This window comes from Streptomyces sp. NPDC030862 (assembly GCF_055571835.1).
This window is the reverse complement of record NZ_JBVIEN010000002.1, coordinates 636,575-660,507: the sequence shown is the minus strand read 5'-3', so window position 1 is coordinate 660,507 and position 23,933 is coordinate 636,575. Positions and strand designations below refer to the sequence as shown.

The 23,933-nt window shown below is 71.5% G+C and carries 18 protein-coding genes; 3 read left to right on the top strand and 15 right to left on the bottom strand.

All coding sequences use genetic code 11. The annotated features are described in order from the left end of the window. Positions 1–241 precede the first annotated feature (241 nt). The 3 genes from ACZ42X_RS07220 to ACZ42X_RS07210 all read right to left on the bottom strand — a co-directional run bounded on the left by ACZ42X_RS07220 (position 242) and on the right by ACZ42X_RS07210 (position 6,659). Positions 242–1,216, bottom strand: a complete 975-nt coding sequence (locus ACZ42X_RS07220) for an AraC-like ligand-binding domain-containing protein (protein ID WP_468285184.1) — start codon at positions 1,214–1,216, stop codon at positions 242–244. Between the two features lie 85 nt (positions 1,217–1,301). Next, entirely contained in the window at positions 1,302–5,120 is a 3,819-nt protein-coding gene (locus ACZ42X_RS07215; RefSeq protein ID WP_468285182.1) for an endo-alpha-N-acetylgalactosaminidase family protein, read from the bottom strand. Between the two features lie 102 nt (positions 5,121–5,222). Continuing rightward, positions 5,223–6,659 (bottom strand): hypothetical protein, encoded by a 1,437-nt coding sequence (locus ACZ42X_RS07210; protein ID WP_468285179.1) that lies wholly within the window; start codon positions 6,657–6,659, stop codon positions 5,223–5,225. Between the two features lie 256 nt (positions 6,660–6,915). Here ACZ42X_RS07210 and ACZ42X_RS07205 point away from each other — a divergent pair, with 256 nt between their 5' ends. Continuing rightward, positions 6,916–7,476, top strand: coding sequence for a hypothetical protein (locus ACZ42X_RS07205; RefSeq protein ID WP_468285670.1), 561 nt, complete (start codon positions 6,916–6,918; stop codon positions 7,474–7,476). A 91-nt stretch (positions 7,477–7,567) separates the two neighbouring features. Here the strand turns inward: ACZ42X_RS07205 and ACZ42X_RS07200 are convergent, their stop codons facing one another. The 6 genes from ACZ42X_RS07200 to ACZ42X_RS07175 all read right to left on the bottom strand — a co-directional run bounded on the left by ACZ42X_RS07200 (position 7,568) and on the right by ACZ42X_RS07175 (position 13,123). Continuing rightward, entirely contained in the window at positions 7,568–8,632 is a 1,065-nt protein-coding gene (locus ACZ42X_RS07200) for a cobalamin-independent methionine synthase II family protein (RefSeq protein WP_468285177.1), read from the bottom strand. 184 nt (positions 8,633–8,816) lie between these two features. After that, positions 8,817–9,647: an ammonia-dependent NAD(+) synthetase gene (gene nadE, locus ACZ42X_RS07195; RefSeq protein ID WP_468285174.1), complete on the bottom strand. Its 831-nt coding sequence runs from the start codon at positions 9,645–9,647 to the stop codon at positions 8,817–8,819. Positions 9,648–9,787: 140 nt separating this feature from the next. After that, the gene (locus ACZ42X_RS07190) at positions 9,788–10,435 is read right to left on the bottom strand and encodes a class I SAM-dependent methyltransferase (RefSeq protein WP_468285171.1); all 648 of its coding nucleotides are present in this window, start codon (positions 10,433–10,435) and stop codon (positions 9,788–9,790) included. Positions 10,436–10,471: 36 nt separating this feature from the next. Next, positions 10,472–10,741 carry a hypothetical protein gene (locus ACZ42X_RS07185; RefSeq protein WP_468285168.1) on the bottom strand — a complete coding sequence of 90 codons (270 nt, stop codon included), beginning with the start codon at positions 10,739–10,741 and terminating at the stop codon, positions 10,472–10,474. A 100-nt stretch (positions 10,742–10,841) separates the two neighbouring features. Further along, the gene (locus ACZ42X_RS07180; protein ID WP_468285165.1) at positions 10,842–11,672 is read right to left on the bottom strand and encodes a hypothetical protein; all 831 of its coding nucleotides are present in this window, start codon (positions 11,670–11,672) and stop codon (positions 10,842–10,844) included. Between the two features lie 101 nt (positions 11,673–11,773). Continuing rightward, positions 11,774–13,123, bottom strand: a complete 1,350-nt coding sequence (locus ACZ42X_RS07175; protein WP_468285163.1) for a hypothetical protein — start codon at positions 13,121–13,123, stop codon at positions 11,774–11,776. 165 nt (positions 13,124–13,288) lie between these two features. Between ACZ42X_RS07175 and ACZ42X_RS07170 the strand changes: the two genes are divergently transcribed. Next, positions 13,289–14,980 (top strand): AIPR family protein, encoded by a 1,692-nt coding sequence (locus ACZ42X_RS07170; RefSeq protein WP_468285160.1) that lies wholly within the window; start codon positions 13,289–13,291, stop codon positions 14,978–14,980. Positions 14,981–15,054: 74 nt separating this feature from the next. Here the strand turns inward: ACZ42X_RS07170 and cimA are convergent, their stop codons facing one another. The 5 genes from cimA to ureA form a co-directional block, all read right to left on the bottom strand. Continuing rightward, a complete protein-coding gene (gene cimA / locus ACZ42X_RS07165) occupies positions 15,055–16,683 on the bottom strand; it encodes a citramalate synthase (protein WP_468285157.1) in 1,629 nt (542 codons plus the stop codon). 316 nt (positions 16,684–16,999) lie between these two features. Further along, positions 17,000–17,542 carry a TetR/AcrR family transcriptional regulator gene (locus ACZ42X_RS07160; RefSeq protein WP_468285667.1) on the bottom strand — a complete coding sequence of 181 codons (543 nt, stop codon included), beginning with the start codon at positions 17,540–17,542 and terminating at the stop codon, positions 17,000–17,002. 116 nt (positions 17,543–17,658) lie between these two features. Further along, entirely contained in the window at positions 17,659–18,669 is a 1,011-nt protein-coding gene (locus ACZ42X_RS07155) for an agmatine deiminase family protein (RefSeq protein WP_468285664.1), read from the bottom strand. Between the two features lie 25 nt (positions 18,670–18,694). Beyond that, positions 18,695–20,416 carry an urease subunit alpha gene (locus ACZ42X_RS07150; protein WP_468285154.1) on the bottom strand — a complete coding sequence of 574 codons (1,722 nt, stop codon included), beginning with the start codon at positions 20,414–20,416 and terminating at the stop codon, positions 18,695–18,697. Continuing rightward, positions 20,413–21,117, bottom strand: a complete 705-nt coding sequence (ureA, locus tag ACZ42X_RS07145; protein ID WP_468285150.1) for an urease subunit gamma — start codon at positions 21,115–21,117, stop codon at positions 20,413–20,415. Before ureA ends, ACZ42X_RS07150 begins: the two co-directional genes overlap by 4 nt. Positions 21,118–21,282: 165 nt before the next feature. Between ureA and ACZ42X_RS07140 the strand changes: the two genes are divergently transcribed. Beyond that, positions 21,283–22,755, top strand: a complete 1,473-nt coding sequence (locus ACZ42X_RS07140; protein WP_468285147.1) for a cytosine permease — start codon at positions 21,283–21,285, stop codon at positions 22,753–22,755. A gap of 83 nt (positions 22,756–22,838) precedes the next feature. Here ACZ42X_RS07140 and ACZ42X_RS07135 read toward each other — a convergent pair whose 3' ends face one another. Continuing rightward, a complete protein-coding gene (locus ACZ42X_RS07135) occupies positions 22,839–23,930 on the bottom strand; it encodes a branched-chain amino acid aminotransferase (protein WP_468285145.1) in 1,092 nt (363 codons plus the stop codon). Positions 23,931–23,933: the final 3 nt, after the last annotated feature.

Here is a 23,933-nt window from a genome sequence, read left to right as displayed (position 1 = left end):
CCGTAAGAGACGTGGCCCGCCGGCCCGTCGGTCCCGCGCGGCAGCCGGACCGGAGGGCGGTCCTGGCGGGTGGGCGCGAGGGCGGAGGTGGGGCCGGCGAGCGGAGCCGGGCATGCGGGCACCGCACGGCGCGGACCCGCGGCGCCGGCTCACACGAGTGAATCTAGGCCCGCGCGCGGTGCTGCGGTGTGCGTGACGTGCAGGCTTTCTGTGCACTGCGTGCAGCGCGTGCCCGCACGAGCTAGGGCGCCCCGTCCAGGGCGGTCGCGCGGTGCTCGGTGGGGGTGACTCCGTACGCTTCCCGGAACGCCCGGCTGAACGCGGTGGCACTGGCGAAGCCCCAGCGAGCCGCGATCACCTGTACGGGCCGGCCGCGAAAGCCCGGGTGCCCGAGGTCCGCGCGCGCTCGCTCCAGCCTGCCCCTGCGGATGTACGCCGCCACGCTCGACGGCTGGTCGCGGAAGAGGGCGTACAGACCGCGGAGCGAGATACCGTGCCGATCCGCGATGGCTTGGGGCGTGAGCTCCGGGTCGCCGAGATTGTCGTCGATGAAGCGAAGGACCCGCTGCACCGTCTCCCGCGCACGGGCCTCGGCCGGCGCCTCACCGGGATCGCCGAGCTGCCGTGCCAGGCACGTGGTGGCGAGGTCGAGGGCGACGGACCCCATGCCGCGCAGTTCCTCGGGACGACAGCGCGGGCCGTGGTCGAGGAGCGTCTTCATGAAGCCGGCGAGGACGGCGGCCGACCCCTCACCGATCCCGATTCCCCGCGCGAGGAGGCGGTCCACCCTGTCCGCGCGCAGCGGCAGTGCCGCACGGGGGATTTGCAGCACCACCGCCTCGGTCTGCCCGTCGGCGCCGACGGCTTCGTTCTCCATCGGGCGTGAGGTGTCCGTCACGACCAAGCTGTCCGTCACCAACGACTCGTGGCGCTGTTGCACGATCCGGAACGCACCTCGGGTCACCAGCGCCAGTTGGAACTGTTCGGGATCGCCCCGGCGGATGTGGGCCGGGGTGCGGCGGGACAGCACCGGTGAGAAACCGAAGGCCGACAACCGCACCTGACCGAGATCGAGGTCCGTGATCTGCGCCCGGAAGTCGGCCGTGTGCCGGGTGCTGAGGGCGACGGGCATCAGATCGCTGGACACCGTCTCGCAGAACCAGTCGAACCTGTCCCCGCACGGCATGGCAGCAGCCGACAGTCCCGATGATTCCACGCGCCCCCCAAAGTCCCTCCCATTATCGGACACGCGTACGCACTGGACGGACACGACCGCCGTCCGCAACCGGTCTGTCCGGACGTCAGCCGCCGCAGCGGAACCGGGCGTTCCCCCAGTCCGCGTGGTCGTTGCCGTTGCCGTCGCCGCCGTCACCGACGACCAGGTCGACGTAGGACGCGCCCGTGACGTCGGCCGTCAGGGACCAGGCGGCGTCACTCGCCCTCAGCACCGGCGACGCGGCCTTCTCCACGCCGTCCGCCGCGACGGTGAACCGCACGCTGCCCCGCGTCGCCTGTGCGTCGTCCACGCCCACCTCGGCGGTGAAGGCGGTGCACTTCCCGCCCAGGTGGTAGCGCACGGTGGCGGGAGCGTGGGTGCCCAGGCCCTTGGCGTACGCCACTCCCCCGATCCGCAGCGGGCCGCCGTCGCCCGCCGCCGTCCCGCCGTTGGACATGTCCCGCTCGACGGGCCCCCAGCCGCTGCGGGCCGACGCCCAGTCCAGGTCGCTCGCCCAGGCGTCGGCGGTCGGCGGGGGCGGCAGGGTGCGGACGGACGTGGCGGCGGTGAGGCTCCGTTCCGTGCCGCCGAGCGTGTACGTGGCCGAGGACGTGAGCGCGTACGCCCGGTACGGCGCGTCCACCGGGGGCGTGACCTTCCAGGTGGCGGTGGCCTGGGCGCCGGGCGCGACCGCGTCCAGCGTGATGGGGCCGGACGGCTCGGCGGTCCAGCCCTCCGGCAGGGCGAGCGTGACGGACGGGGTGACGGCGGTCGCCTCGTCGTTACCGAAGGTCGCCGTGACGTCGTGTCCCCGCCCCGGCTCCAGGGGTTCGCCCGCGGCGAGGGCGAGCGTGCCGCAGGCGGCGGGCCGGGCGGCCGGGCCGAGGTCGGTGACGGTGAACCGGTCGAGGACGAGGTCGGCGCCGTCCGGGGCGTCGGCGCGCTTGCGCAGCCCCGTCCAGGTGTCGCCGCACCCGGCGGTCAGGGTCTCGCTGAACCGTCCGGTGGTTCGCTGCTGCGGGATCGGTGTGCGGCGGGTCTCCGCCGAGGTGCCGTCGGCCCGGTCGTACCCGGTCACCCACTCGTACGCGCCCGCGTGACTGGACTGGTAGTCGTACTCCACCCGGTAGCTGTGCCCGTCCTTCATCGGCACGGTCCACGGGGCGGTGCGGTAGACGAGGCCGGTGTTCTCGTCGTGGGCCTTGAGGGACTCGCGGCCCTCCAGGACGTCGTCGATCGCTTTCCCGTTCCAGCCGGCCTGCGTGTAGGGCGCGTGCAGTTGGCTCACGTGCGTACGGGGGTCGTTGGCCCCGCCCGCGTCGCCCTTCAGGAACGGCCCCCACCCCTGGTCGACGGCCTCGAAGTCCTCGTACACCACCGCACCCGGCCTGGTCGCGGGGTCGTTGGCGACGATCCGTACGTCGTCGACGCGCACGGTCGCCGCGCTGCCGCCCTCGGCGCGGATCGCGAGCGTGGCGCGGCCGTCGGCGGGTGCCGTGAAGTGGACCTTGGCCCGCTGCATGCGTGTCCCGTGCCAGTCGGAGGCGGCGATCCGGTTCGGGACGGCCGAGCGGTCGACGGCGACGGACGCGCCGCCGATGGAGAGGGTCGTACGGCGCGTGGCACCCGGCTGGACCTCGATCCAGGCGGAGGCGCTGTACCGCTTGCCGGGTGTGAGGCCCTCGATCCGCTGGGCCAGCCCGGCGGCCGCAGCCCCGGTCAGCGCGGCGCTGGTGCGGCCCTGCTCGTCGGTGTGGCGCGCCACCGCCCCGGTACGGGTCCAGGCGTCCAGGCGCGCGTCGTTGAAGCCGGGGTCGGCGACCGGGGTGCCCTCGCCCCAGCGCGGCTCGGGGAGCGGCGGGGCGGGGGCGCGGTCCGGGGAGAGGACGTACGCCTGCCCGGCGGCGGCCGTGAGGGTGATCCGGCCGTCCTGGGCGGGGCGTACGGTGCCGGACTTCACACGCCCGTTGTCGGTCAGCTGGTAGATCGTGTACGCACCCGGCGGCACGGCCCAACTGCTGGTGCCTCCGGCCTTGTTGTAGTGGTACAGCTTGCCCTTCCACGGGAGCAGGTAGCGATCCCCGTCCAGGACCTTGCGGCCGTGCTCGTAGAAGGTGCGGCGGCCGTTCTCGACGGTGCCGCGTACGCCGCCGGTGAAGGTGATGTCGTCCCCGTTCCAGCGCAGGATCTTCTGGCGCTGGAGGTACTTGGCGGGCAGGTTCTTCTGCCAGACGTTCGCGGTGAAGGCGGTGAAGTCGGTCTCGCCGGTCCAGCCCTCGAAGTCCTCCAGGGCCGTCTGGCCGAGGACGGGGTGGTTGTTCCAGACGTCCTTCTCGCCGTTGCGGATGAAGCGGATGATCTGGGAGTTGAGGCCCTTGTTGGTCGCGCCCCCGTAGTCGAGGTCGTTGGCCCAGTGCGACCAGAGCGAGGCCCGCTCGAACTTGTCCGACCACTCCGTGCCCACGTGCCACCCCTGCGCCTGCACGGCCTGGAGGGTCTTGTCGGCGATCCAGCCGTGCGTGTAGTACACGTCGATGTAGAGGAAGCTGAGGTTGCGGTCGGTCTCGTCGCGCAGCTGCTGGAAGCGGCGGGCCAGGTCGCCGCTGGTGACGTCGCGGCGCTGGTTGATGTAGTAGCTCTGGTTGAGCCAGTTCCAGCCGGGCTTCGTCTTGTCGACGAGGGTCTCGCTGAAGTGGTGGGCCTCCGGGTACGACTCGGTGGCGTTGACGTGGACGCCGAAGGTGGCGCCCCACTTCTCGCCGGCGCGCAGCAGCTTGTTGAGGTCGTCGAGGCCGCCGGCGCGCTTGTTGTAGTTGCCGCCGTAGTCGGGGTGGGCCGAGTCGTGGCCTTCGGAGCCGTACCCCTTGAGGACCGCGAGCTGGCCGAGGCCGTCCGTGGCGAGCGCGACGCGTTTGACGTCGTCGAGGGTGCGGGCGAAGGGGTGGGTGGCCTGGCTGGCGAAGTTGAACGGGATGTGGGTGACCACCCGGTCGGGCGTCTGCTCGCTGCCGGGCGCCTTGATCCCGATCGTACGGAAGGCGATGGCGCCGTCCTGCCAGTCGGTCCGGCCGTCGCCGTTGGCGTCCGGCGTGACGACGACCTTGGCCCAGGGAAGGTCGCCGCCGCTCTCGGGCCGGGGTGCGCCGTCGCCCCGGTAGGTCCACTGCCCGGACCACACGCCGACGCGTACGCCGCCGTCACCCGCCTGCCGGGCCTGGTGCCAGAAGCGGGCGTCGTCGCCGTTGGTGGGGCCGGAGGGCTTGTCGTAGCTGGAGTTGGACTCGACGGCGGCGGCGAGGGAGCCGGTGTTGACGAGGGCGTACGACGCCCCTTGCGCTGCCGCTTCCGCCCGTTCCGGCGCGGGCGCGAACACATCGGCGGTACGCGTCGAGTCGGGGTCGAGGCGGGTGAACGCGGTGGCGGCGCCCGGCTCGGCCGAGCCGACCGACACCAGGTCGTGCCCGGGTATCTCGATGGTCCCGACCCGGAAGGCGTCGGTGTCGCGGACGGCGGTCACCTTGAAGGTGGTGACGCGCCCGGAGACGGTGAGCGCGGCGTCGACCTCGACCCCCGGCAGGCCGGGGAAGCCGAGGGTGTAGCGGACGCCGGTGCCGCTGACGGCTGGCTCGGCCGTGAGCCGCACCGCGTACGCCGTGCCGTTGAGGGTGACGTGCGTGACGGGGCTCGTACTGCCGAGGAGCCGCGCCCCGCTCGCGCGGTCGGTGTACGACAGGACACGCGGGAAGTCGCGGGCGACGGCGACCGCGAGCTGCGGGGAGCCGATGAGTAACGGCTCCCCTTGGGCGGCGGCGGGGGGCGGTCCGGCGGTGGCCGGACCCGCCAGGGCGAACACGGCGGCTGAAGCGGCGGCGAGGGCGCACACCGCACGGAATCGTGGCGACATGGCCACTGGCGTAACGGTCGCCTCGCGGCACCGTCAACGAAACGGACTCCGTGCGGCGACGCCAGTCCAACAACGCCCCCCGGTTAATCCAAGCGCCGCGTCTCAGTCCTGCGCGGGAAAGAGGAAGAAGCCCTTCGCCGTGCTGATGTAGCCGTACCCGGACTGCTTGGTGAACAGCGGGACGTTCTCCTCGGGCAGGCTCTTGGCGAGCACCTTCTTGGTGCGGCCGTCGACGGCGAGGAACTGCGCCTCGCTGAACTGGTCCTCCTGGGTGATGCCGTACAGCACGCCGTTCGGGGAGAAGCGCAGCGGCTTCATCGCGATCTCCTCCTCCTTCTGGGCCCAGACCTCCTTGCCGTCGGCGGGCTGCCACACGGCGGTGCCGTTCTCCGTCTCGACGGCGGCGAGGGTGCGGTCGGGCGAGAACACGGACGAACCCTCGGTGTTGACGGTGTCGTGGGGGCTGTCCGCGTAGGCGTACTTGCTGGATCCGCCGACCTGCTTGCCGGTCGCCATGTCGTACGTCGCCGTGATCCAGGTGTCCGGCGTCAGGGCGTCCGCGCCCCAGGCGGTGAGGATGCGGCCGTCGCGTACGTCGAGGACGCGGAGGTTGCCGGTCCTGCGCTCGCCGTCCTCGTTCAGGACCACGCCCGCGGGCGGGGTGACGTCCGCGGTGCTCCACGCCTTCTTGCCGGTGGCGAGGTCCGTCATGACGAGCTCCTCGCGCTTGTTGTCGTAGCCGGACACGTTCTCGATGTGGAAGGCGTACGTGCCGGTGATCAGCGGGGCGTGGGCCTGGCCGCCGTCGATCTCGTGGTTCCGCGGGTCGTAGGAGCACTGCGCCGCGATCTGGCCGGTGCAGGTGACCTTGCGGGCGGCCCCGCCGTCGATGGGCGTGAGCTTCAGGCTCAGGTCGCCGTCCTGCTCGATGAGGTGGCCCTCGTGGACGTGGAACGTGTCGCCCTCGCGCTGGGCCTTGCCCAGCTCCTTGCCGTCGGCGCCGTAGACGGTGACCGTGGTGGTGGTCTTCTCGGCGCTCAGGCCGTCGGACTCGGTAGTGGCGCCGGCGAACACCGCGACCGCCGGGACGCCGTTGTGCCAGGTCGTGGCGGCTACGCGACTGGTCGCCACCTTGAGGGTCTTGCGCACCTCGCCGGTCTTCACGTCCCGGAACTCGAGGGTGACGGGCTCAGGGTCGTTGGTGAAGTGCAGGGTGCCGACCGAGCCGTCGACGGGTTCCTCCTTGTAGCCCCGGCCCAGGGCGTACTCGCCCTGGGCGGTCTTGACGAACAGCAGGGTCTCGCCGAGGTCGATCGCGTGGCCGGCCGGCAGGCTCCACGCCGGCTTCGCGGCGAGACCGGGTATCGCGGGACCGCCGTAAACGGGCCCCTTGGGCGCCGCGCTGGCGCTCGGAGACGCCGAGCCGCCACCCTTCGGCTTGGCGGTGGCGGACTCCCCGCCGCCGTCGGAGGAGCTGCAGCCCGTGACGAGCCCGAGCGACAGGAGGAGGCCGGTGGCCATCACTGTGTACTTGTTCATGTCCCCGTGAGTTTCAGCAGACGATCTTGAGGTGCTCACGGCAGCATAGGCACGTGGCGGGAGATGTGTTCGCGGACCCGGAGATCTTTACGGGGCGTCTGCGTGGGGGCGGGGCGTGGACGGTGTGGCCGAGCCCATCGCCTCGGGGTATGACGGTGGTTCCGCCGCGCGGCTGAGCGCGGGGCGCGGTTCTCGTTCCCGTGGTCAGTCCAGTCAGCCGTGCAGGCTGATGGCATGCGCCGGGGGCCGCTCGATGATGAGACGCATGAGCATGCAGCCGCCTTTTACCCCGGTCGTCTCCGTACCCGCACCGCCCCGTTGGGCGGTCTGGGCCGCTCACCTGACCGCGCTCGTCGTCCTGCCGAGCGGCCTGTGGCGCATCGTCATGGTGCTGGGGCACCCCGCCGGCTACACCGAGGAAGGCTTCGTGCCGTTCGAGACCTTCGGTTCCAAGGTGGTGATGCTCACGCTGAGCGTGGTCTGCGAGCTGATCGCCCTCCTGACGATCGGGCTGGTACGACCTTGGGGCGAGGTCGTGCCGTGCTGGATACCGCTGATCGGAGGGCGACGGGTCCGGCCCCTGGCCGTCGTCGTCCCCGCCGCCCTCGGCTCGGTGGCTCTGACGCTGATCTGGGCCGTCGTGCCCTGGTGGTGGGCGTATCCGCACGATGACATGACGCCCCTCGGAAGCCTTGTCGTCGGCATCCTCTACCAGCCGTTGGCCCTGTGGGGGCCGCTGACCGCTGCCGTCACCTTCTCCTACTACCGGCGCCACCGCTCGGCCGCCCGGTCGGCTCGCCCCCGCCCACCAGCCTGAACACCACCCACCCACCCGCCACCCGGCAACGCGCCCGCCACACTCGGAGCAAGGGCGGCCCGGCACCGCAACCAGGCGTAGGGGCTCGCGCTCAGAGACCCAGGGCCTGGGCCGCCAGTTCCGTTCCGCGTACGCGGGCCTCGATCTTGGCGAAGGCGAGGTCGCGCGAGGTGGAGGTGTCGTCCGCGAAGGGCGCGAAGCCGCAGTCGTCGCAGGTGCCCAGCTGGTCGACCGGGATGTGGCGGGCCGCGAGCAGCACCCGGTCGCGTACCTCCTCCGGCGTCTCGACGGCCACGCCGATCGGATCCGTCACGCCGATGAACACCCGGACGTCCGGCCGCAGTTGTTCGGCGATGATGCGGAGTACGCGCTCGGGGTCGGGCTCGCTCGCCAGCTGGACGTAGAAGTTCCCGGCCTTGAGCTGGAAGAGCTTGGGCAGCAGCTCCGCGTAGTCGATGTCGAGGCTGTGCGTGGAGTCCTGGTCGCCGCCCGGGCAGGTGTGGACGCCGATGCGGGCCCGCTCGTCGTCGGAGAACCGGCCGAGCACCACGTTGTTGAGCTCGATGAACTGGTCCAGCACCCCGCCGCTCGGGTCCAGTTTGAGCGACAGCCGCCCTTCGGTGAAGTCGAGCTGTACACCGTGGGCGCCCGCTTCCAGACAGCCCCGGATGTCGGCCTCCGCCTCGTCGGCGAGGTCGCGCAGGAACGCCTCGCGGGAGTAGCCGCCGATGCCGTCGCCCGGGTAGAGCAGGCTGAGGGCGGACGGCGCGATGACCGCCTGCTTGATGGGGCGGTCGGTGTGGTTCTGGGCGTTGCGCAGGTAGGTGTCCGCGTGGACCTGGTAGCGGAACGGCCCGGCGGTCAGGCGGGGCAGCTGACGGGTGTGGCCATCGGCGAAGGGGATGACGGCGCCGTCCGGGGCGAGGCCGGCGAGCCCCGCGATCGGGTACGTGACGAAGCTCGGCTTGGACTGCTCACCGTCGACGAGTACGGGACAGCCGAGGCTCTCCAGCCGGGCGAGGGTCTCGGCGGTGGCCTGCTTCTGCAGTTTCGCCAGTTCCTCGTCGCCCAGCCGCCCCGCGGCGTGCTCGGCGAGGGCCTGCTGGAGGGCGCGCGGGCGGGGGATGCTGCCGATGGGCTCGGTGGGGATGCTCATGGCGCGGACCCTAGGAAGCACCCCCCACCTGATCAAGAAGGCAAAACCCCCCGATCCTCGCGGTACGGCGGTGATCATCGCAGGTCACCGCCACCACGCGCGGTAACGGCCGACCACCCTTACGGTGACGGAAGTTCACCGGATCGGTGCTCTGCGCGAGGCGGCGAGTTGACCGTGCGGCGGCTCAGGGGGCGATCGGCAGCTGACGCTTGTGCTCGGTGAGCTCGTAGCGGCGGACGATGGCCGCGAAGGCGGCCTCGGAGACCGGCTTGCCCTCCAGGAAGTCGTCGATGTCGTCGTACGTGACGCCGAGCGCCTCCTCGTCCGGCAGGCCCGGCTTCAGGGTCTCCAGGTCCGCGGTGGGGGTCTTCCACACCAGCGAGGCCGGGGCGCCCAGGGCCTCCGCGATGGCCCGGACGCGGCGCTTGGTGAGGCCGGTGAGCGGGACCACGTCGGCCGCGCCGTCGCCGAACTTGGTGAAGAACCCGGAGACCGCCTCGGCGGCGTGGTCGGTGCCGACCACCAGGCCGTCGTACGCGCCCGCGACCGCGTACTGGGCGATCATGCGCTGACGCGCCTTGATGTTGCCGTGGACGAAGTCCTGGTGGTGCGCGTCACGGAAGGCCGTGCCCCCGGCCAGCGCGGCCTCCAGGGCGGCGTCGCTGGCGGGCTTCACGTCGACGGTCAGGACCCGGTCGGCGCGGATGAAGTCGAGCGCCACCTGCGCGTCCTGCTCGTCGGCCTGGACGCCGTAGGGCAGGCGCATCGCATAGAAGGTGGCGTCCTGCCCGGCGGCCCGGACCCGCTCGACCGCGAGCTGGCACAGGCGGCCCGCGGTCGTGGAGTCCACACCGCCGCTGATGCCCAGCACCAGGGAGCGCAGGCCCGTGGAGGTCAGCCGGCCGGCGAGGAAGGACACCCGCCGCTCGATCTCCTGCCGGGCGTCGAAGGACGCGCTGACCTGGAGGTCCTGGGCGATCTGCTGCTGGAGGGATATGGACGCCGGGTCGGTCACGGCTGCTCCTCGCGCGTACGTGTCTGGGTATGAGGGGACGGAAGCACTTTAGACCGGAACCCGCACCACACGAGCTCGCCGGGGTTCCGCTCCCCCACGCACCGGGTGTCCGCGACCTGGTCCGGCTCCCTGGCTCCCTTCTAGGCCTTGCGGGCCAGGAGCTGCACCTCCTGGAACTGCCGCCGGTCGGTGGGCTGCGGCTCGCACACCATCCGGGCCACCTCCCCCAGCCCGGCCTCGCGCAGCAGCCCGGCGAGGTGGTCCGGCGACCACCGGTAGGCCGGTGCCACCGCGTGATCGAAGACCTGCGTCAGGCGGGACGGGTCTTCGGTCGCCGAGAAGCCGATCAGCAGGTGGCCGCCGGGCGCGAGCACGCGGTGGAACTCCCCCAGGATCGCGGGGACTTCCTCCGGCGGCGTGTGGATGAGGGACCAACGGGAGAGTACGCCGCCCAGTTCGCCGTCGGGGATGTCCAGCGCGGCCATCGAGCCCACGTCGAACCGCAGGCCCGGATGGGCCTGCCGGGCCAGCTCGATCATCGCCGGAGAGGCGTCGACGCCGAACGCCGCCAGCCCCAGATCGGCCAGGTACGCGGTGACGTGGCCGGGTCCACACCCGAGGTCCGCGACTTCACCGGCTCCGCCCGCGGTGACGACCTCGGCGAAGGCACCCAGGATCGCGCGGTCCAGCGGCCTGTCGCGTAGCGAGTCGCGGAACAGCTCCGCGTACGTGGCGGCAGCGGCGTCGTAGGCCGCGCGGGTGGTACTGAGGGCATCGTGTTCGACCATGGTCGCCGAGAGTACGGGGAGTGCCGCGAGCAGCGCTCACAGACCGCCGCAGCCGCCGCCTCCGCAGCCGGCGTCTCCGCCGCACCCGCCGCCGGGGCCGTGCCCCCCGTCGCCCCGGCCCCCCGTGGAGGAGTCCCTGTAGTCATTGGTGCCGAGGATGCCTACGTAGAGCCACGAGCAGAACGCGACAGCCGCCATGGCCATCGCGAACACGGAGAGCGGTGTCCATGGGGCCGCGAAGGCCGCGACGATGGAGGCCACCGCCGTGGCGGTGATGACCGAGGCACCGACTATCCGCCGCCGCATACCGCACTCCCCGAGCCGGTGGCACCCACGTGTTCCGGTCCTACCCTGCGCCTGACCAGGGAACACCAGCGTCCGGTTGCCCGGCCCGCCGCGGTGCGGGTCAGTCGCCTCCACAGCCGCTTCCGCAACTGTTCCCGCAGGAACTACCAGCGTCGCCGCCGTCCGCGCCGCCGCGCTCCCACCAGCTTTCGGACCGGCTGGAGCGGTACGCGTGCGACCGAAGCGCGGACAGCGAGGCGGGATCCTCCTCCCCGAGCGCCGCGCGGAGCAGGTCGCCGCAGTGCGCCCGCAGCCGTAGCAGCCCGGGGCGGGGGTCGCCGTCCGGCCAGGCGAAAGCCGTCAGGGTGGCCAGCCCCCACAGCGGGATCCAGACGAAGATCCACCACCCGCCGTCGCCGAGCCACGGCACCGGGGCACGTACCGCCAGCGCGTGCAACGCCATGCCGCACATCAGGACGAAGGCCGCCACACCCACCGGGATACGGCTGCTGTCCGTCATCCGGCCGATCCGCGCCTCATGGGGGATCCGCCGTACCGCCTCGTCCCGCAGCCGCCGGTAGCCGGCGAACTCCGGGTCCGCCTCGCGCACCTCGTACAGCTTCGTACCGGAGGGCCGCGCACCGATCGCGTCCCGCAGCGCTTCCAGGGCCGCCCGGCCCGTACCGCTGTCGACGGCGGGCGTCGGCTCACCCGTCGGCAGGATCAGCCCGTCGGCGTCGACCCGTACCGCGCGACCGGCGAGCAGGAGGCGTACCGCGAGGGCGTCGGCTTCTCTCGGGTCGGCGAGGTGGGCGGCCTGCACCAGGTTGGGGCGGGAGGCGATGACCTCGTCCACGGCCTGCCGGTCGGTGTGCAGGCGCACGAGCCGGCACACGAGCAGGGCGGCATGGACCAGGCCGAAGAGTCCCAGCCAGAGAAGTGCGACGCGCACGCCTTCGCCCATACCGGCCCCCCGGCCCCCGCCTTCCCCGGCGCCGCGCCGGGTCAGGCCGAGTATCGGGGGCGGGGTTCCCGGTCACAAGGTGCTCGGCGTCAGAACCCTCCCCCGCCGAAGTCGCCGCCTCCGAAGCCGCCGCCACCGAAGTCGCCACCGCCGCCCCAGTCGCCGCCACCGCCGCCGAAGTCGGAGGCGCTGAAGTCGGCGCCGGAGAAGTCGCCGCCCTCGAACTCGCCGCCGCCGTACTCCGCCGCGTACGCCGGGGTGGACAGCATCGAGCCGAGCATGGTGCCCATCAGCAGGCCGGGCAGCAGGCCGCCGCCGAAGTAGCCGCCCGCCCAGGGGCCGTAGGCCGGGCCGGCCTCCCAGTAGGGGCGGCGGCCGTAATCGGTGTCGACGGTGCGGGCCATCGGCTCCTCGCCCTCCGCGAGGCGTGCCGCGTCCGCCGCGCAGACCGGCACCTCGCGGACCGCGCCGCCGGCCGGGGCCCACGGGGCCTCGGTGGCCGCCGGGCCGTGGCGCGGGTCGAAGAAGCAGGGTGCCCGCCGCTCGGGAAGCGGGCGGCCCTCGCGGCGGGCGGCGAGGACGGCCAGCGCGAAGCGGCCGTCCTCGAGGGCCTCGGTCACGCCCCGTACGTCATGGGGGTGCCGGGCCTGGCCCATCTGGGACTTGGCCTTGTCGTACGCGTCGAGGGCGTGCTCGTAGTCGGCCCGCATCGCGTCGTCGGCGCCGGGCTCGGCCGGGTGGAAGTCGAGCCGGTCCAGCTCCTCGCCGAAGGCGGTGATGTCCTCGTCCACGACGACCCGCATCCGCTCCAGCGCCTCGCGCTCCTCGGCCTCGCGCCGCTGCCGCCTGCGCCGTACGACCGTGAAGGCGGTGGCGCCGCCGGCCGCGGCGACCGCGCCGAGGGTGATCAGCCCGCCGACGGGCGCGCCGTCACCGGGGACGCCTTCCCAGGCGCCGGGAGCGGAGCCCCGGGCCAGTGGGAGGGCCTGGTCGACGAAGTTGTCCAGCTGGGTCGCGGCGTCCGCGCCGGGCTGGCGCACCGCGCTCACGATGTTGCCCACGGCCTGGTTCGACATCACGGCCCGGTCGGCCCCGGCGGCGAACGCGTCACCGAGCCGTACGGCGTACACACCGGTGATGCCGGTCTCGGCGCGCAGGTTGCGCAGCAGGTTCTCGCGGGGGAACTCGGCGCTCGCGGGGAGCACGGCCACGAAGACCGGCTTATCCGCCTCACGGATCTTGTCGGCGAGCGCGTCCGCGTCGGCCTTCGGTAGCTCTCCGGCCGCCTGCGGGTGGACGTATACCGGCCCCTGTCGGAGGGCGTCACCGGCGTCGGACAGACCCGTGGCCTTGGCCCCAGCTCCGGGAGCCAAGGCGACCAGCAGCATCAGCACCAGCCCTGCCAGCGCCGACCACAAGGGAAACCGCCTGGTCCTCATGAGTCAAAAATACCCCATTCGGGCTAAGAAGCCGCAAATCCGGCCTCACGTCAAGGGCGGGAGACAAGGAGGCCGCAAGCAGGCGCTACCGCATAAACCGACGATCAGCCCCTGTGTGATCGGTAACCTTGTCGCATTGACACGACACCAAGGGGTGGGACGGCTGTGCGTGCCTTGCGCGTTCGACACATTGAGGACTCCCTGACGGAGGACTTCGAGGGGCGGATCGACCTCAGTGATTACGAGGGGAAGCCGGAGAAACAGCGGCGCCCGGCCTTCCTCAGCCGGGCCCTCGCTGCTCGGGCGATTCAGCGCTTCACCGGCATGGCACCCGAAGAAGCGGCCGAAGCAGTGGTGGACGGTTTCCACGACAATGGCATTGATGCGCTCGCCATTGACAACGAGAACCGCCGAATCGTTCTCGTGCAGTCGAAGTGGGACGGTTCGGGAGATGCGGGCCTCTCTCAAGCGGACGCACTGAAGATCCGCAATGGATGCAGCGACCTGTTCAACATGCGCTTCGACCGCTTCTCCCCTGCGCTGCAGGCCCGGCAGAAATCCATCGCCGATGCCCTGAGCGATGCCTCGATCACCTTCATCATCGTGGTGGCAACCACGGGAAGGACCACGCTCCCGGCGGAGGCTCGCCTGGTCTTCGACGACTTCCTCAACGAGGTCAACGAAAACGACCCTGTGGTCTCGCTTGAAACGCTGGGACTCAAAGAGTTCCACTCCATGGTAGTGGAGGGCACCGCCGGCCCTAGCATCGAGCTCAACGTGCCGATCGAGCAGTGGGGGACGGTGGACCTTCCCTATCAGGCCTACTACGGATTGGTGCAGGCGTCCGAGATCGCTTCTTGGTACGAGAACCACGGCGACCGGCTCTTCTCACAGAACCTTCGCAAGTCACTGGGAAACACCGACGTGAACGAAGGGCTGACGAACACACTGCTCACCCAGGGGCAGCACTTCTGGTACTTCAACAACGGCATCACAGCCCTCTGTGAATCGATCAAGAAGACACCTCGCGGCGGTGCCACGCACACCTACGGCGATTTCTCCATCACAGGCGTCAGTGTGGTGAATGGCGCCCAGACAGTGGCCAGCATTCACCGGGCCGCGAGGAAGGATGCCCAGGCCCTCGACGACGCCCGGGTGTGGGTACGCTTCATCTCGCTCGAAGGCTGCCCTCCTGACTTCGCCATTGATGTCACGCGGGCTACCAATACGCAGAACAGCGTCGAAAGCCGGGACTTCGTCGCACTGGACCAGCAGCAGGAGCGGATTCGGCGGGACATGCTCCTCTCACTCCGCAAGCAGTACTCCGTGAAGCGCGGCGAGAACCCTCCGGCCGAGGCCGACGGCTGCACCGTACAAGACGCCCTGGTGGCGCTGGCGTGCGCCTACAACGACCCCTATTACTCCGTGATGGCCAAAAGTGCGGTGGGGCGGCTCTCCGAGAACACGGCACGAGCTCCGTACGTGAACCTGTTCAACGGCGGGACGACCGCTCACAAGGTCTGGCGTTGCGTACAAGTCATGCGCGTCGTCGAGGCAGACCTCGCCGATCGGCGCACTGATCTGGCCGACCGGGACTACGCAATCGCCACGCACGGAAATCGCCTGATTCTGCAGCTGGTCTTCAATCAGCTGAACCTGAGCAAGGTGGACGACCCGAAGTATGACTGGCAGATGGAGCTCGACCGGGTCCATGACGTCACGGGAAGCGTGCTGGACGCCCTGATCCAGTCCGTTGAGGAGGCATATCCGAACAACTATCTTGCACCGTTGTTCAAGAACACCACGAAGTGCCGTGACCTCGTGGGCAGAGTGGAAGGCCGACTCGGCTCCCAGTGAACGGTGTGGCGGTCGGGAAACCCGTGTCCCGACCGCCACAGTCACAAGCCGACGGCGCTCTCACCCGTATGGGTCTAGTCCGTCGGCTCGACGCCCGCCCGCAGCAGGCCGTACGTGTATGCGTCCTCCAGCGCCTGCCAGGACGCGGCGATGACGTTCTCGCCGACGCCGACCGTCGACCACTCACCCGCGCCGTCGCTCGTGGTGATCAGGACGCGGGTCGTCGACTGCGTACCGTGCACGCCCTCCAGGATGCGGACCTTGTAGTCCACCAGCTCCAGCTTCGCGAGCTGCGGGTAGATCCGCTCCAGCCCGGCGCGCATGGCCAGGTCCAGGGCGTTGACCGGGCCGTTGCCCTCGGCGGTGGTGACGATGCGCTCGCCCTTGGCCCACAGCTTCACGGTGGCCTCGTTGGCGTGGGTGCCGTCGGGGCGGTCCTCGACGATCGCGCGCCACGACTCGGTACGGAAGTAGCGCCGGGACCTGCCCTCGACCTCCGCGCGCAGCAGCAGCTCGAAGGAGGCGTCGGCGGCCTCGTACGTGTAGCCCTTGAGCTCGCGCTCCTTGACGCGCTCGACGACCCGGCCGACCAGCTCGCGGTCGCCGCCGAGGTCGATGCCGAGCTCCTTGCCCTTGAGCTCGATGGAGGCGCGGCCGGCCATGTCGGAGACGAGCATCCGCATGGTGTTGCCGACCAGCTCGGGGTCGATGTGCTGGTAGAGGTCCGGGTCGACCTTGATGGCGGAGGCGTGGAGGCCGGCCTTGTGGGCGAAGGCGGAGAGACCGACGTACGGCTGGTGGGTGGAGGGGGTCAGGTTGACCACCTCGGCGATGGCGTGCGAGATGCGGGTCATCTCGCGCAGGGAGCCCTCGGGGAGGACCTTGCGGCCGTACTTCAGCTCCAGCGCGGCGACGACCGGGAAGAGGTTGGCGTTGCCGACGCGCTCGCCGTAGCCGTTGGCGGTGCACTGGACGTGGGTGGCGCCCGCGTCGACGGCGGCGAGGGTGTTGGCGACGGCGCAGCCGGTGTCGTCCTGGGCGTGGATGCCGAGGCGGGCGCCGGTGTCGGCGTGGACGGTGGAGACGACGGCCTGGATCTGGGCGGGGAGCATGCCGCCGTTGGTGTCGCAGAGGACGACGACGTCGGCCCCGGCCTCGTGCGCGGCGCGGACGACCGCCTTGGCGTAGGCGGGGTTCTCGCGGTAGCCGTCGAAGAAGTGCTCGCAGTCGACGAAGACGCGGCGGCCCTGCTCGCGCAGGTGGGAGACGGTGTCGGCGACCATCGCGAGGTTCTCGTCCAGCGTGGTGCGCAGGGCCAGCTCGACGTGGCGGTCGTGCGACTTGGCGACCAGCGTGATCACCGGGGCGCCGGACTCCAGGAGCGCCTTGACCTGCGGGTCCTCGGCGGCGGTGGTGCCGGCGCGGCGGGTGGCGCCGAAGGCGACGAGCTGCGCGTGCTTCAGGCGCAGCTCGCTCGCCGCGCGGGCGAAGAACTCGGTGTCGCGGGGGTTGGCGCCGGGCCAGCCGCCCTCGATGAAGCCCACGCCGAAGTCGTCCAGGTGCCGGGCGATGGTCAGCTTGTCGGCGACGGTGAGGTTGATCCCCTCACGCTGGGCGCCGTCGCGCAGCGTGGTGTCGAAGACATGGAAACTGTCGTCGACCGGGCTCGCGTCGGCGGAATGGCTGTCGGTCTCCGTGGTCATGACGGTGATGGCTCCTGTTGGATACGGCTCCGGACGTTTAGCTCCACTGCCCCCATCGTCGCGCGCCGCTCGCTTCCGCCGGGGGTAGGTGCCGGAAAACGAAAAAACCTCTCGCGGGTGCGAGAGGTCTGCGCGCGGGTCTGGGGCATGGTGTCCACTGCCGCGGGGATTCTTCCGCGATTCAGCGGTCACTGCGGACCGGCGCGCTGCTGCCCATAATCATGGTGGTAGCAAGCACCCGGGCAGTTTGCCACAGATGGGCAGAGGGGCGGGGACGGGTCTCACGATGCGGTCGACCCGTCCCTCTCTCTCACGGTCACGGTATGAGGCTGTCCTCGATGAACTCCCGGACGTGGTCGAGCACCTGCGCCCGCCCCGTGCCCGGGATGCCCACGGCGACGTGCACGCTGAACCCGTCCAGCAGCGCGCGCAGCCGCGCCGCGTACCGGTCCGGGTCGACGGGCCGCAGCTCGCCGCGCGAGACGCCCTCGGCGAGCAGCGCCACCAGGTCGCGGTGCCAGGCCCCCTCGATGGCGGCCTGGCGCGCACGGGCGTCGTCGTCGGCGTTCTGCGACCGGTTCCACACCTCCAGCCACAGCGTCCAGTGCGGGTCGCGCGGCCCGTCGGGCACGTACAGGTCGACGTACGCCGCGAGCCGCTCCCGCACCGGGGCCGACTGGCGCGAGAGCAGCGCGCTGCGCTCGGCGCCGAGCCGGCCCTCGCTCCACTCCAGGGTCTGGAGCAGCAGCTCGTCCTTGGTGCGGAAGTAGTAGAGCAGGTGCCCGCTGCTCATCCCGACTTCGCGCCCCAGCCCCGCCATGGTGAGCCCTTCGAGCCCGCGCTCGGCGATGGTCTCCATGGCGGCGGCGAGCACCTCCTCGCGCGGCGGCGCGGCGTTGCGGCCTCGCCGCCGTGTGACGGGTGTGACCTGGGGCGCCTGGGGTTCGTTCACTCGTACGTTGTACCCGATCCCGCTCAGACCTTGGGCTGCTGCTGGGTGATGCAGTGGATGCCGCCGCCGCCCGCGAAGATCGCGCGGGCGTCGACCAGCGTGACCGTGCGGTCCGGGAAGAGGCGGCGGAAGATGCCGGCCGCTATCTCGTCGCGCGGGTCGTCGAAGGCGCACAGCACCACGCCGCCGTTGCAGATGTAGTGGTTGATGTAGGAGTAGTCGACCCACTCGCCGTCCTCCTGGAGGACGGTCGGCGCGGGGATCTCGATGACCTCCAGGCGGCGGCCCTTGGCGTCGGTCTGGTTGCGCAGCAGTTCGACGTTGGCCTTGCACAGCTCGTGGTCCGGGTGGGCCGGGTCGGGCTGGGTGTGGACGACGACCGTGCCGGGGCGGGCGAAGGCGGCGACGATGTCGACGTGGCCGCGGGTGCCGTACATGCCGTAGTCGCCGGTCAGGCCGCGCGGCAGCCAGATGGCCTTGGTGGTGCCGAGCTTGGCGTGGATCTCCGCCTCGACCTGCTCGCGGGTCCACTCGGGGTTGCGCTCGGGGCCGAGCTGCACGGTGTCGGTGAGGAGGACGGTGCCCTCGCCGTCGACGTGGATGGCGCCGCCCTCGTTGACGAGCGGGCTGCTGTGTACGGGGACTCCGGCGATGTCCGCGACATGGCGGGCGATCTTGGAGTCGTGCTCCCAGCGCGCCCAGTCGGCGGCGCCCCAGCCGTTGAAGACCCAGTCCACGGCGGCGAGCTGCTCGCCGTCGGTGACGAAGGTGGGGCCGATGTCGCGCATCCAGGCGTCGTCCAGGTCGCGCTCGACGAGGTCGATGTCCGGGCCGAGGAGCTCGCGGGCGGACTCCTCCTGGCCGGGGCCGTGCACCACGGTGACCGGCTCGAAGCGGCGTACGGCGCGGGCGACCGACGCCCAGGCGCGGCGCGCCTCCGCCAGCTCCTCGTCGTTGGTGAAGGTCGGGTTGGGGCCGGGCCAGGCCATCCAGGTGCGCTCGTGCGGGGCCCATTCGGCGGGCATGCGGAACATCGTGTGGTCCTTCACGGGAGGTACTTCAGAGGAAGTAGAGGCGGTTGAGGGAGACGGAGTCGGCGGGGTCCGAGCGGACCGGGTCGCCGTCGAGCGTGACGAGCCCGGTGCGCTCGTCGACGGCCACCTCTCCGATGCGGGAGTTGAGGAGCAGGTTTCCGGGGCCGATGCCGCGCGTGCCGCGTACCGCGACCCGGCGCCGGCGCGTGGGCATCTTGTCGGCGCCGAGCTGGGCGGCCGCGCCCGACACGAAGGCGACGGAGATGTCGGCGGCGGTGGCGCCGTGCGCGCCGAACTGCGGGCCGAGCACGAGCGGTTCGCAGGTGTCGGTGGCGGCGTTCGGATCGCCCACGACCCCGTACGCGGGGAAGCCCGACTTCAGGACGAGCTGCGGCTTGGCGCCGAAGTACTCCGGCCGCCACAGCACGATGTCGGCGAGCTTGCCGACCTCGATCGAGCCCACCTCGTGCGCGAGGCCGTGGGCGATCGCCGGGTTGATGGTGAGCTTGGCCATGTAGCGCAGGACGCGGGCGTTGTCGTCGCCGTCCCCGTCGCCGTCCAGCGGGCCGAGCTCGCCCTTCATCTTCCCGGCCATGGCGAAGGTCCGGCGTACGGTCTCGCCGGCCCTTCCCATGCCCTGTGCGTCCGACGACGTGATGCCGATCGCGCCCAGGTCGTGCAGCACGTCCTCCGCGCCCATCGTCCCGGCCCGGATCCGGTCGCGGGCCATGGCCGCGTCGCCGGGCAGGTCTGTCTTCAGGTCGTGGACGGAGACGATCATGCCGTAGTGCTCGGCGACCGCATCCCGCCCGAAGGGCAGGGTGGGGTTGGTGGACGAGCCGATGACGTTCGGCACGCCCGCCATCTTCAGGACGTTGGGGACGTGGCCGCCGCCGCAGCCCTCGATGTGGAAGGCGTGGATGGTGCGGCCTTCGAGGACCTTGAGGGTGTCCTCCACCGAGAGGCACTCGTTGAGGCCGTCGCTGTGCAGCGCGACCTGGACGTCGTACTCCTCCGCCACGCGCAGCGCCGTGTCCAGCGCCCGCGTGTGCGCGCCCATGTCCTCGTGCACCTTGAAGCCGGAGGCGCCGCCCTCGGCGAGCGCCTCGACGAGCGGGGCCTCGTGGGAGGACGAGCCGCGGCCGAGGAAGCCGATGTTGACGGGCCAGGCGTCGAAGGCGTTGAAGGCGTGGCGCAGCGCCCACGGCGAGTTGACGCCGACGCCCCACACCGGGCCGAACTCCTGGCCGATGATCGTGGTCACGCCGGAGGCGAGCGACGCCTCCATGATCCGCGGCGACAGCAGGTGGACGTGGGTGTCGACGGCGCCCGCGGTGGCGATGAGGCCCTCGCCGGAGACGATCGACGTGCCGGTGCCGATGACGACGTCGACGCCGTCGAGGGTGTCGGGGTTGCCGGCGCGGCCGATGGCGTGGATGCGGCCCTCGCGGATGCCGATGGACACCTTGCGGATGCCCTGGACGGCATCGATGACGAGCACGTTGCTGATCACGACGTCGCAGGTCTCGCGGACGGCCGCGGCCTTCAGGTGCAGGCCGTCGCGGGCCGTCTTGCCGAACCCGGCGAGGAACTCCTCGCCATACGCCTGCGAGTCGGACTCGACGCGGACGGTCAGGCCCGAGTCTCCGAGGCGGACGCGGTCGCCGGCGCGGGGGCCGTGGGTGGCGGCGTACTCGTACGGGGTGAGGCGGCGCGCTTCGGCGGGGTGGCCTCCGGGGCGGCTCATCGCTCGACCTCCTGCTCAGTGGTTTCCGGTACGCCGAGGTAGCCGCAGGCGGCGGCGCGGCGCAGTGCTTCCTCGCGGGCGCCCGGGGCGTCCAGCGGCCCGTCGACCAGGCCGGCGAAGCCGATCGCGATCCGGTCGCCGCCGATCGGCACCAGGCCGACCTCCTCGCTCTCGCCCGGGCCGAAGCGCACGGACGATCCGGCGGGGACGGCGAGCCGCATGCCGTAGGCCGCGGCGCGGTCGAAGTCGAGCCGGGGGTTGGCCTCGAAGAAGTGGAAGTGCGAGGTGACGGAGACCGGCACCTTCGCGGTGTTGGTGACGAGGAGCCGCACCACGGGCTCGGGGTCGGCGTGCTCCGGCCCCGGCAGCAGCGCGCCCGGGGCCTGCTCGCCCAGGCTCCCGCCGATGGGGTCGCTGACCACGGCGAGCCGCGAGCCGTCGTCGAAGACGGCCTCGACATGGACCTCGGTCACGACGTCCGCGACGCCCGGCAGGACGTCGTCGGGTCCCAGCACCGAGCGGGCGGCCTCGATCGCCTCGGCGAGGCGCTTGCCGTCCCGGGCGGCCTCGCAGACGGTGTCCGCGATGAGGGCGGTCGCCTCGGGGACATTGAGCTTGAGGCCACGGGCCCGGCGGGCCCGGGCGAGCTCGGCGGCGCCGAAGAGCAGCAGCCGGTCGCGTTCCGTGGGGGTCAGTCGCACGTCACCACACCTTCCTGTTTGAGCACCACTCTAACCACAAGATTTCTTTCCGAGAAGCATTGACGCGGGTGCGCGGCGTAGGTCACATTGAGCGCCGCTCCAATTAGAGCGACACTCAAACCAGGACCCCCACCAGCTGATGGAGCTGAGAGCAGGGAGCAGCGCATGCAGATCGAACAGCGCGGAGTCGACACCATCCCCGAGGCGGAACGCACCAGCGGGCCGCGTGACCTCGTCTCGATCCTGCTGGGATCGAACCTGTGCCTGGGCGTGATCGTCTTCGGCTGGCTGCCGGTCTCGTTCGGCCTCGGCCTGTGGCCCGCCGTCACGTCGGTGCTGGCCGGAACGGTCGTCGGCGTGATCGTCACCGCGCCGCTGGCGCTCATATCGCTGCGCACCGCGACCAACCTCTCCACCTCCAGCGGCGCCTTCTTCGGCGTACGCGGCCGGCTCGTCGGCTCGATCGTCGGCCTCCTGCTGTCGCTGGGGTACACCGCGCTCACGCTGTGGATCGGCGGCGACGTGATGCTCGGCACGCTGTCGCGCCTCTTCGACGTGCCGACCGGCGCCTTCGCGCACACGCTCGTGTACGTGCTGCTCGCCGGCTGCACCGTGGTCGCCGCCGTCTTCGGCTACCGGCTGCTGCTGCGCCTCAGCAGGGCCCTCGCCATCGGCATGACGGTGCTGCTCGCCCTCGGCATCGTCGCGTACGCGGGCGACTTCACGGCCGCGCCGCCGCCGGACACGCCGTACCTGCTGGGCTCCTTCTGGCCGACCTGGCTGCTGTCCGCCGTGGCGGCGGGCCTGAGCGGGCCGATCGCCTTCATCACCCTGCTCGGCGACTACACGCGGTACGTCTCGCCCGAGCGGCACAGCCCGCGCACCGTGTGGCGGGCCACCTGCGTCGGCCTGTTCGCGGGCCTGCTGGTGCCGCAGCTCTTCGGTACGTTCACGGCCCTCGCCGCCCGCGCCGGGCTGGACTACGCGGGGCCGCTGGTCGAGACCGCCGCGCCCTGGTACCTGGTGCCGCTGCTGATCGCGGCGAGCGCGGGGTCGGTCGGCAACGCGGGGCTGATGCTCTACTCGATGGGCCTCGACCTGGACGCGATCATCCCGCGCGCCACGCGCACCACGTCCACGCTCGTGGTGGCGGCCGTGGCGACGGCGTTCGTCTTCGCGGGGCACTTCGCGTGGGACGCGCAGTCGGCGATGACGTCGTTCGTGCTGCTGCTGACCGCGATCGGCACGCCGTGGGCGGTCATCACGCTGATGGGTCACATCGGCTGCGGCGGGGCGTACGACCGCGAGGCGCTCCAGGTCTACAACCGCCGCGCCAAGGGCGGCATCTACTGGTACCGGGCCGGCTGGGAGCCGCGCGCCACCCTGGCGTGGGCGGTGGGCGCGGCGGTGGGCCTGGCGGCCGTGTCGACCCCGCTCTACGGGGGCCCGCTGCTGCTCGTGACGGGCGGCGTGGACTGCAGCTTCATCCTGTCGGGCCTGGTGGGCGGCGGCGTGTACACGGCGCTGACCCTCAACAGCCGGGCGGCGTTCCCGAGGCCCGACGAGGCGGCGGCCACGGCGCCCGTGTCCGAGACGCCGGCTCCCGAGGCGTCCGCCCCCGAGACCGCCGCGTCCTGACGCGCGGCGCAGCGGAACGCCCGCACCCTCGAGCGGGGGGTGCGGGCGTTTCCATGCTGTCCGGGGCCGTTGTCGGGACCGGCTCAGCCGATCCGGTGCGTCCAGCCGTGCGGGTCCTCCGCGGCGCCGGTCTGGATGTCCAGCAGCGCCTTGCGCAGCTTCAGCGTGACCTCGCCCGGCTCGCCGCCCGACTGGGTCCACTCGCCCTGCTCCGACTTGACCAGGCCGACCGGCGTGATGACGGCGGCGGTGCCGCAGGCGAAGACCTCGGTGAGGGTGCCGTTCTCGGTGTCCCGCTGCCACTGCTCGGTGGAGATGCGGCCCTCCTCGGACTCGTACCCGAGGTCGTGGGCGAGGCGGAGGAGCGAGTCACGGGTGATGCCGGCGAGGAGGGAACCGGTGAGCTCGGGGGTGACGATCTTGTTCCCGTACACGAAGTACAGGTTCATGCCGCCCATCTCCTCGACCCACTTGTGCTCCAGCGCGTCGAGCCAGACGACCTGGTCGCAGCCCTTGGCGGCCGCCTCGGCCTGCGCGAGCAGCGAGGCGGCGTAGTTGCCGCCGGTCTTGGCGAAGCCCATGCCGCCGGGGACGGCGCGGACGTAGTTCTCCGACAGCCAGACCGAGACGGGCTTGACGCCGCCGGGGAAGTACGCGCCGGCGGGCGAGGCGATGACGAGGAAGAGGTACTCGTTGGCCGGGCGGACGCCGAGCCCGACCTCGTTGGCGATCATGAACGGCCGCAGGTACAGCGACTCCTCGCCGCCGTGCGGCGGCACCCACGCCTCGTCCTGGCGGACCAGCGCGTCGCAGGCGGCGACGAACGTCTCGACGGGCAGCTCCGGCATGGCCAGGCGGCGGGCGGAGCGCTGGAACCGCTCGGCGTTGGCCTCCGGGCGGAAGAGCGAGACCGAGCCGTCGGGGCGACGGTACGCCTTCAGGCCCTCGAAGATCTCCTGCGCGTAGTGCAGGGTCATGTTGGCCGGGTCGATCGACAGCGGCGCGTACGGCGTCAGCTCGGCGTCGTGCCAGCCGCGCCCTTCCGTCCACTTGATCGTCACCATGTGGTCGGTGAAGTGGCGGCCGAAGCCGGGGTTGGCCAGGATCGCCTCGCGCTCCGCGTCGGACAGCGGGTTCGAGGAGGGCTTGAGCTCGATCGTGGGCGTCGTCGTCATGAG

What these genes read in the sequence shown, in the direction of transcription:
- ACZ42X_RS07140 (WP_468285147.1), top strand. Translation starts at nt 21,283, where the DNA reads ATGCAGATCGAACAGCGCGGAGTCGACACCATCCCCGAGGCGGAACGC.
- ACZ42X_RS07190 (WP_468285171.1), bottom strand. Translation starts at nt 10,435, where the DNA reads ATGGTCGAACACGATGCCCTCAGTACCACCCGCGCGGCCTACGACGCC.
- ACZ42X_RS07200 (WP_468285177.1), bottom strand. Translation starts at nt 8,632, where the DNA reads ATGAGCATCCCCACCGAGCCCATCGGCAGCATCCCCCGCCCGCGCGCC.
- ACZ42X_RS07135 (WP_468285145.1), bottom strand. Translation starts at nt 23,930, where the DNA reads ATGACGACGACGCCCACGATCGAGCTCAAGCCCTCCTCGAACCCGCTG.
- ACZ42X_RS07185 (WP_468285168.1), bottom strand. Translation starts at nt 10,741, where the DNA reads ATGCGGCGGCGGATAGTCGGTGCCTCGGTCATCACCGCCACGGCGGTG.
- ACZ42X_RS07160 (WP_468285667.1), bottom strand. Translation starts at nt 17,542, where the DNA reads ATGGAGACCATCGCCGAGCGCGGGCTCGAAGGGCTCACCATGGCGGGG.
- ACZ42X_RS07155 (WP_468285664.1), bottom strand. Translation starts at nt 18,669, where the DNA reads ATGTTCCGCATGCCCGCCGAATGGGCCCCGCACGAGCGCACCTGGATG.
- cimA (WP_468285157.1), bottom strand. Translation starts at nt 16,683, where the DNA reads ATGACCACGGAGACCGACAGCCATTCCGCCGACGCGAGCCCGGTCGAC.
- ACZ42X_RS07215 (WP_468285182.1), bottom strand. Translation starts at nt 5,120, where the DNA reads ATGTCGCCACGATTCCGTGCGGTGTGCGCCCTCGCCGCCGCTTCAGCC.
- ACZ42X_RS07150 (WP_468285154.1), bottom strand. Translation starts at nt 20,416, where the DNA reads ATGAGCCGCCCCGGAGGCCACCCCGCCGAAGCGCGCCGCCTCACCCCG.
- ACZ42X_RS07175 (WP_468285163.1), bottom strand. Translation starts at nt 13,123, where the DNA reads ATGAGGACCAGGCGGTTTCCCTTGTGGTCGGCGCTGGCAGGGCTGGTG.
- ACZ42X_RS07210 (WP_468285179.1), bottom strand. Translation starts at nt 6,659, where the DNA reads ATGAACAAGTACACAGTGATGGCCACCGGCCTCCTCCTGTCGCTCGGG.
- ACZ42X_RS07205 (WP_468285670.1), top strand. Translation starts at nt 6,916, where the DNA reads ATGAGACGCATGAGCATGCAGCCGCCTTTTACCCCGGTCGTCTCCGTA.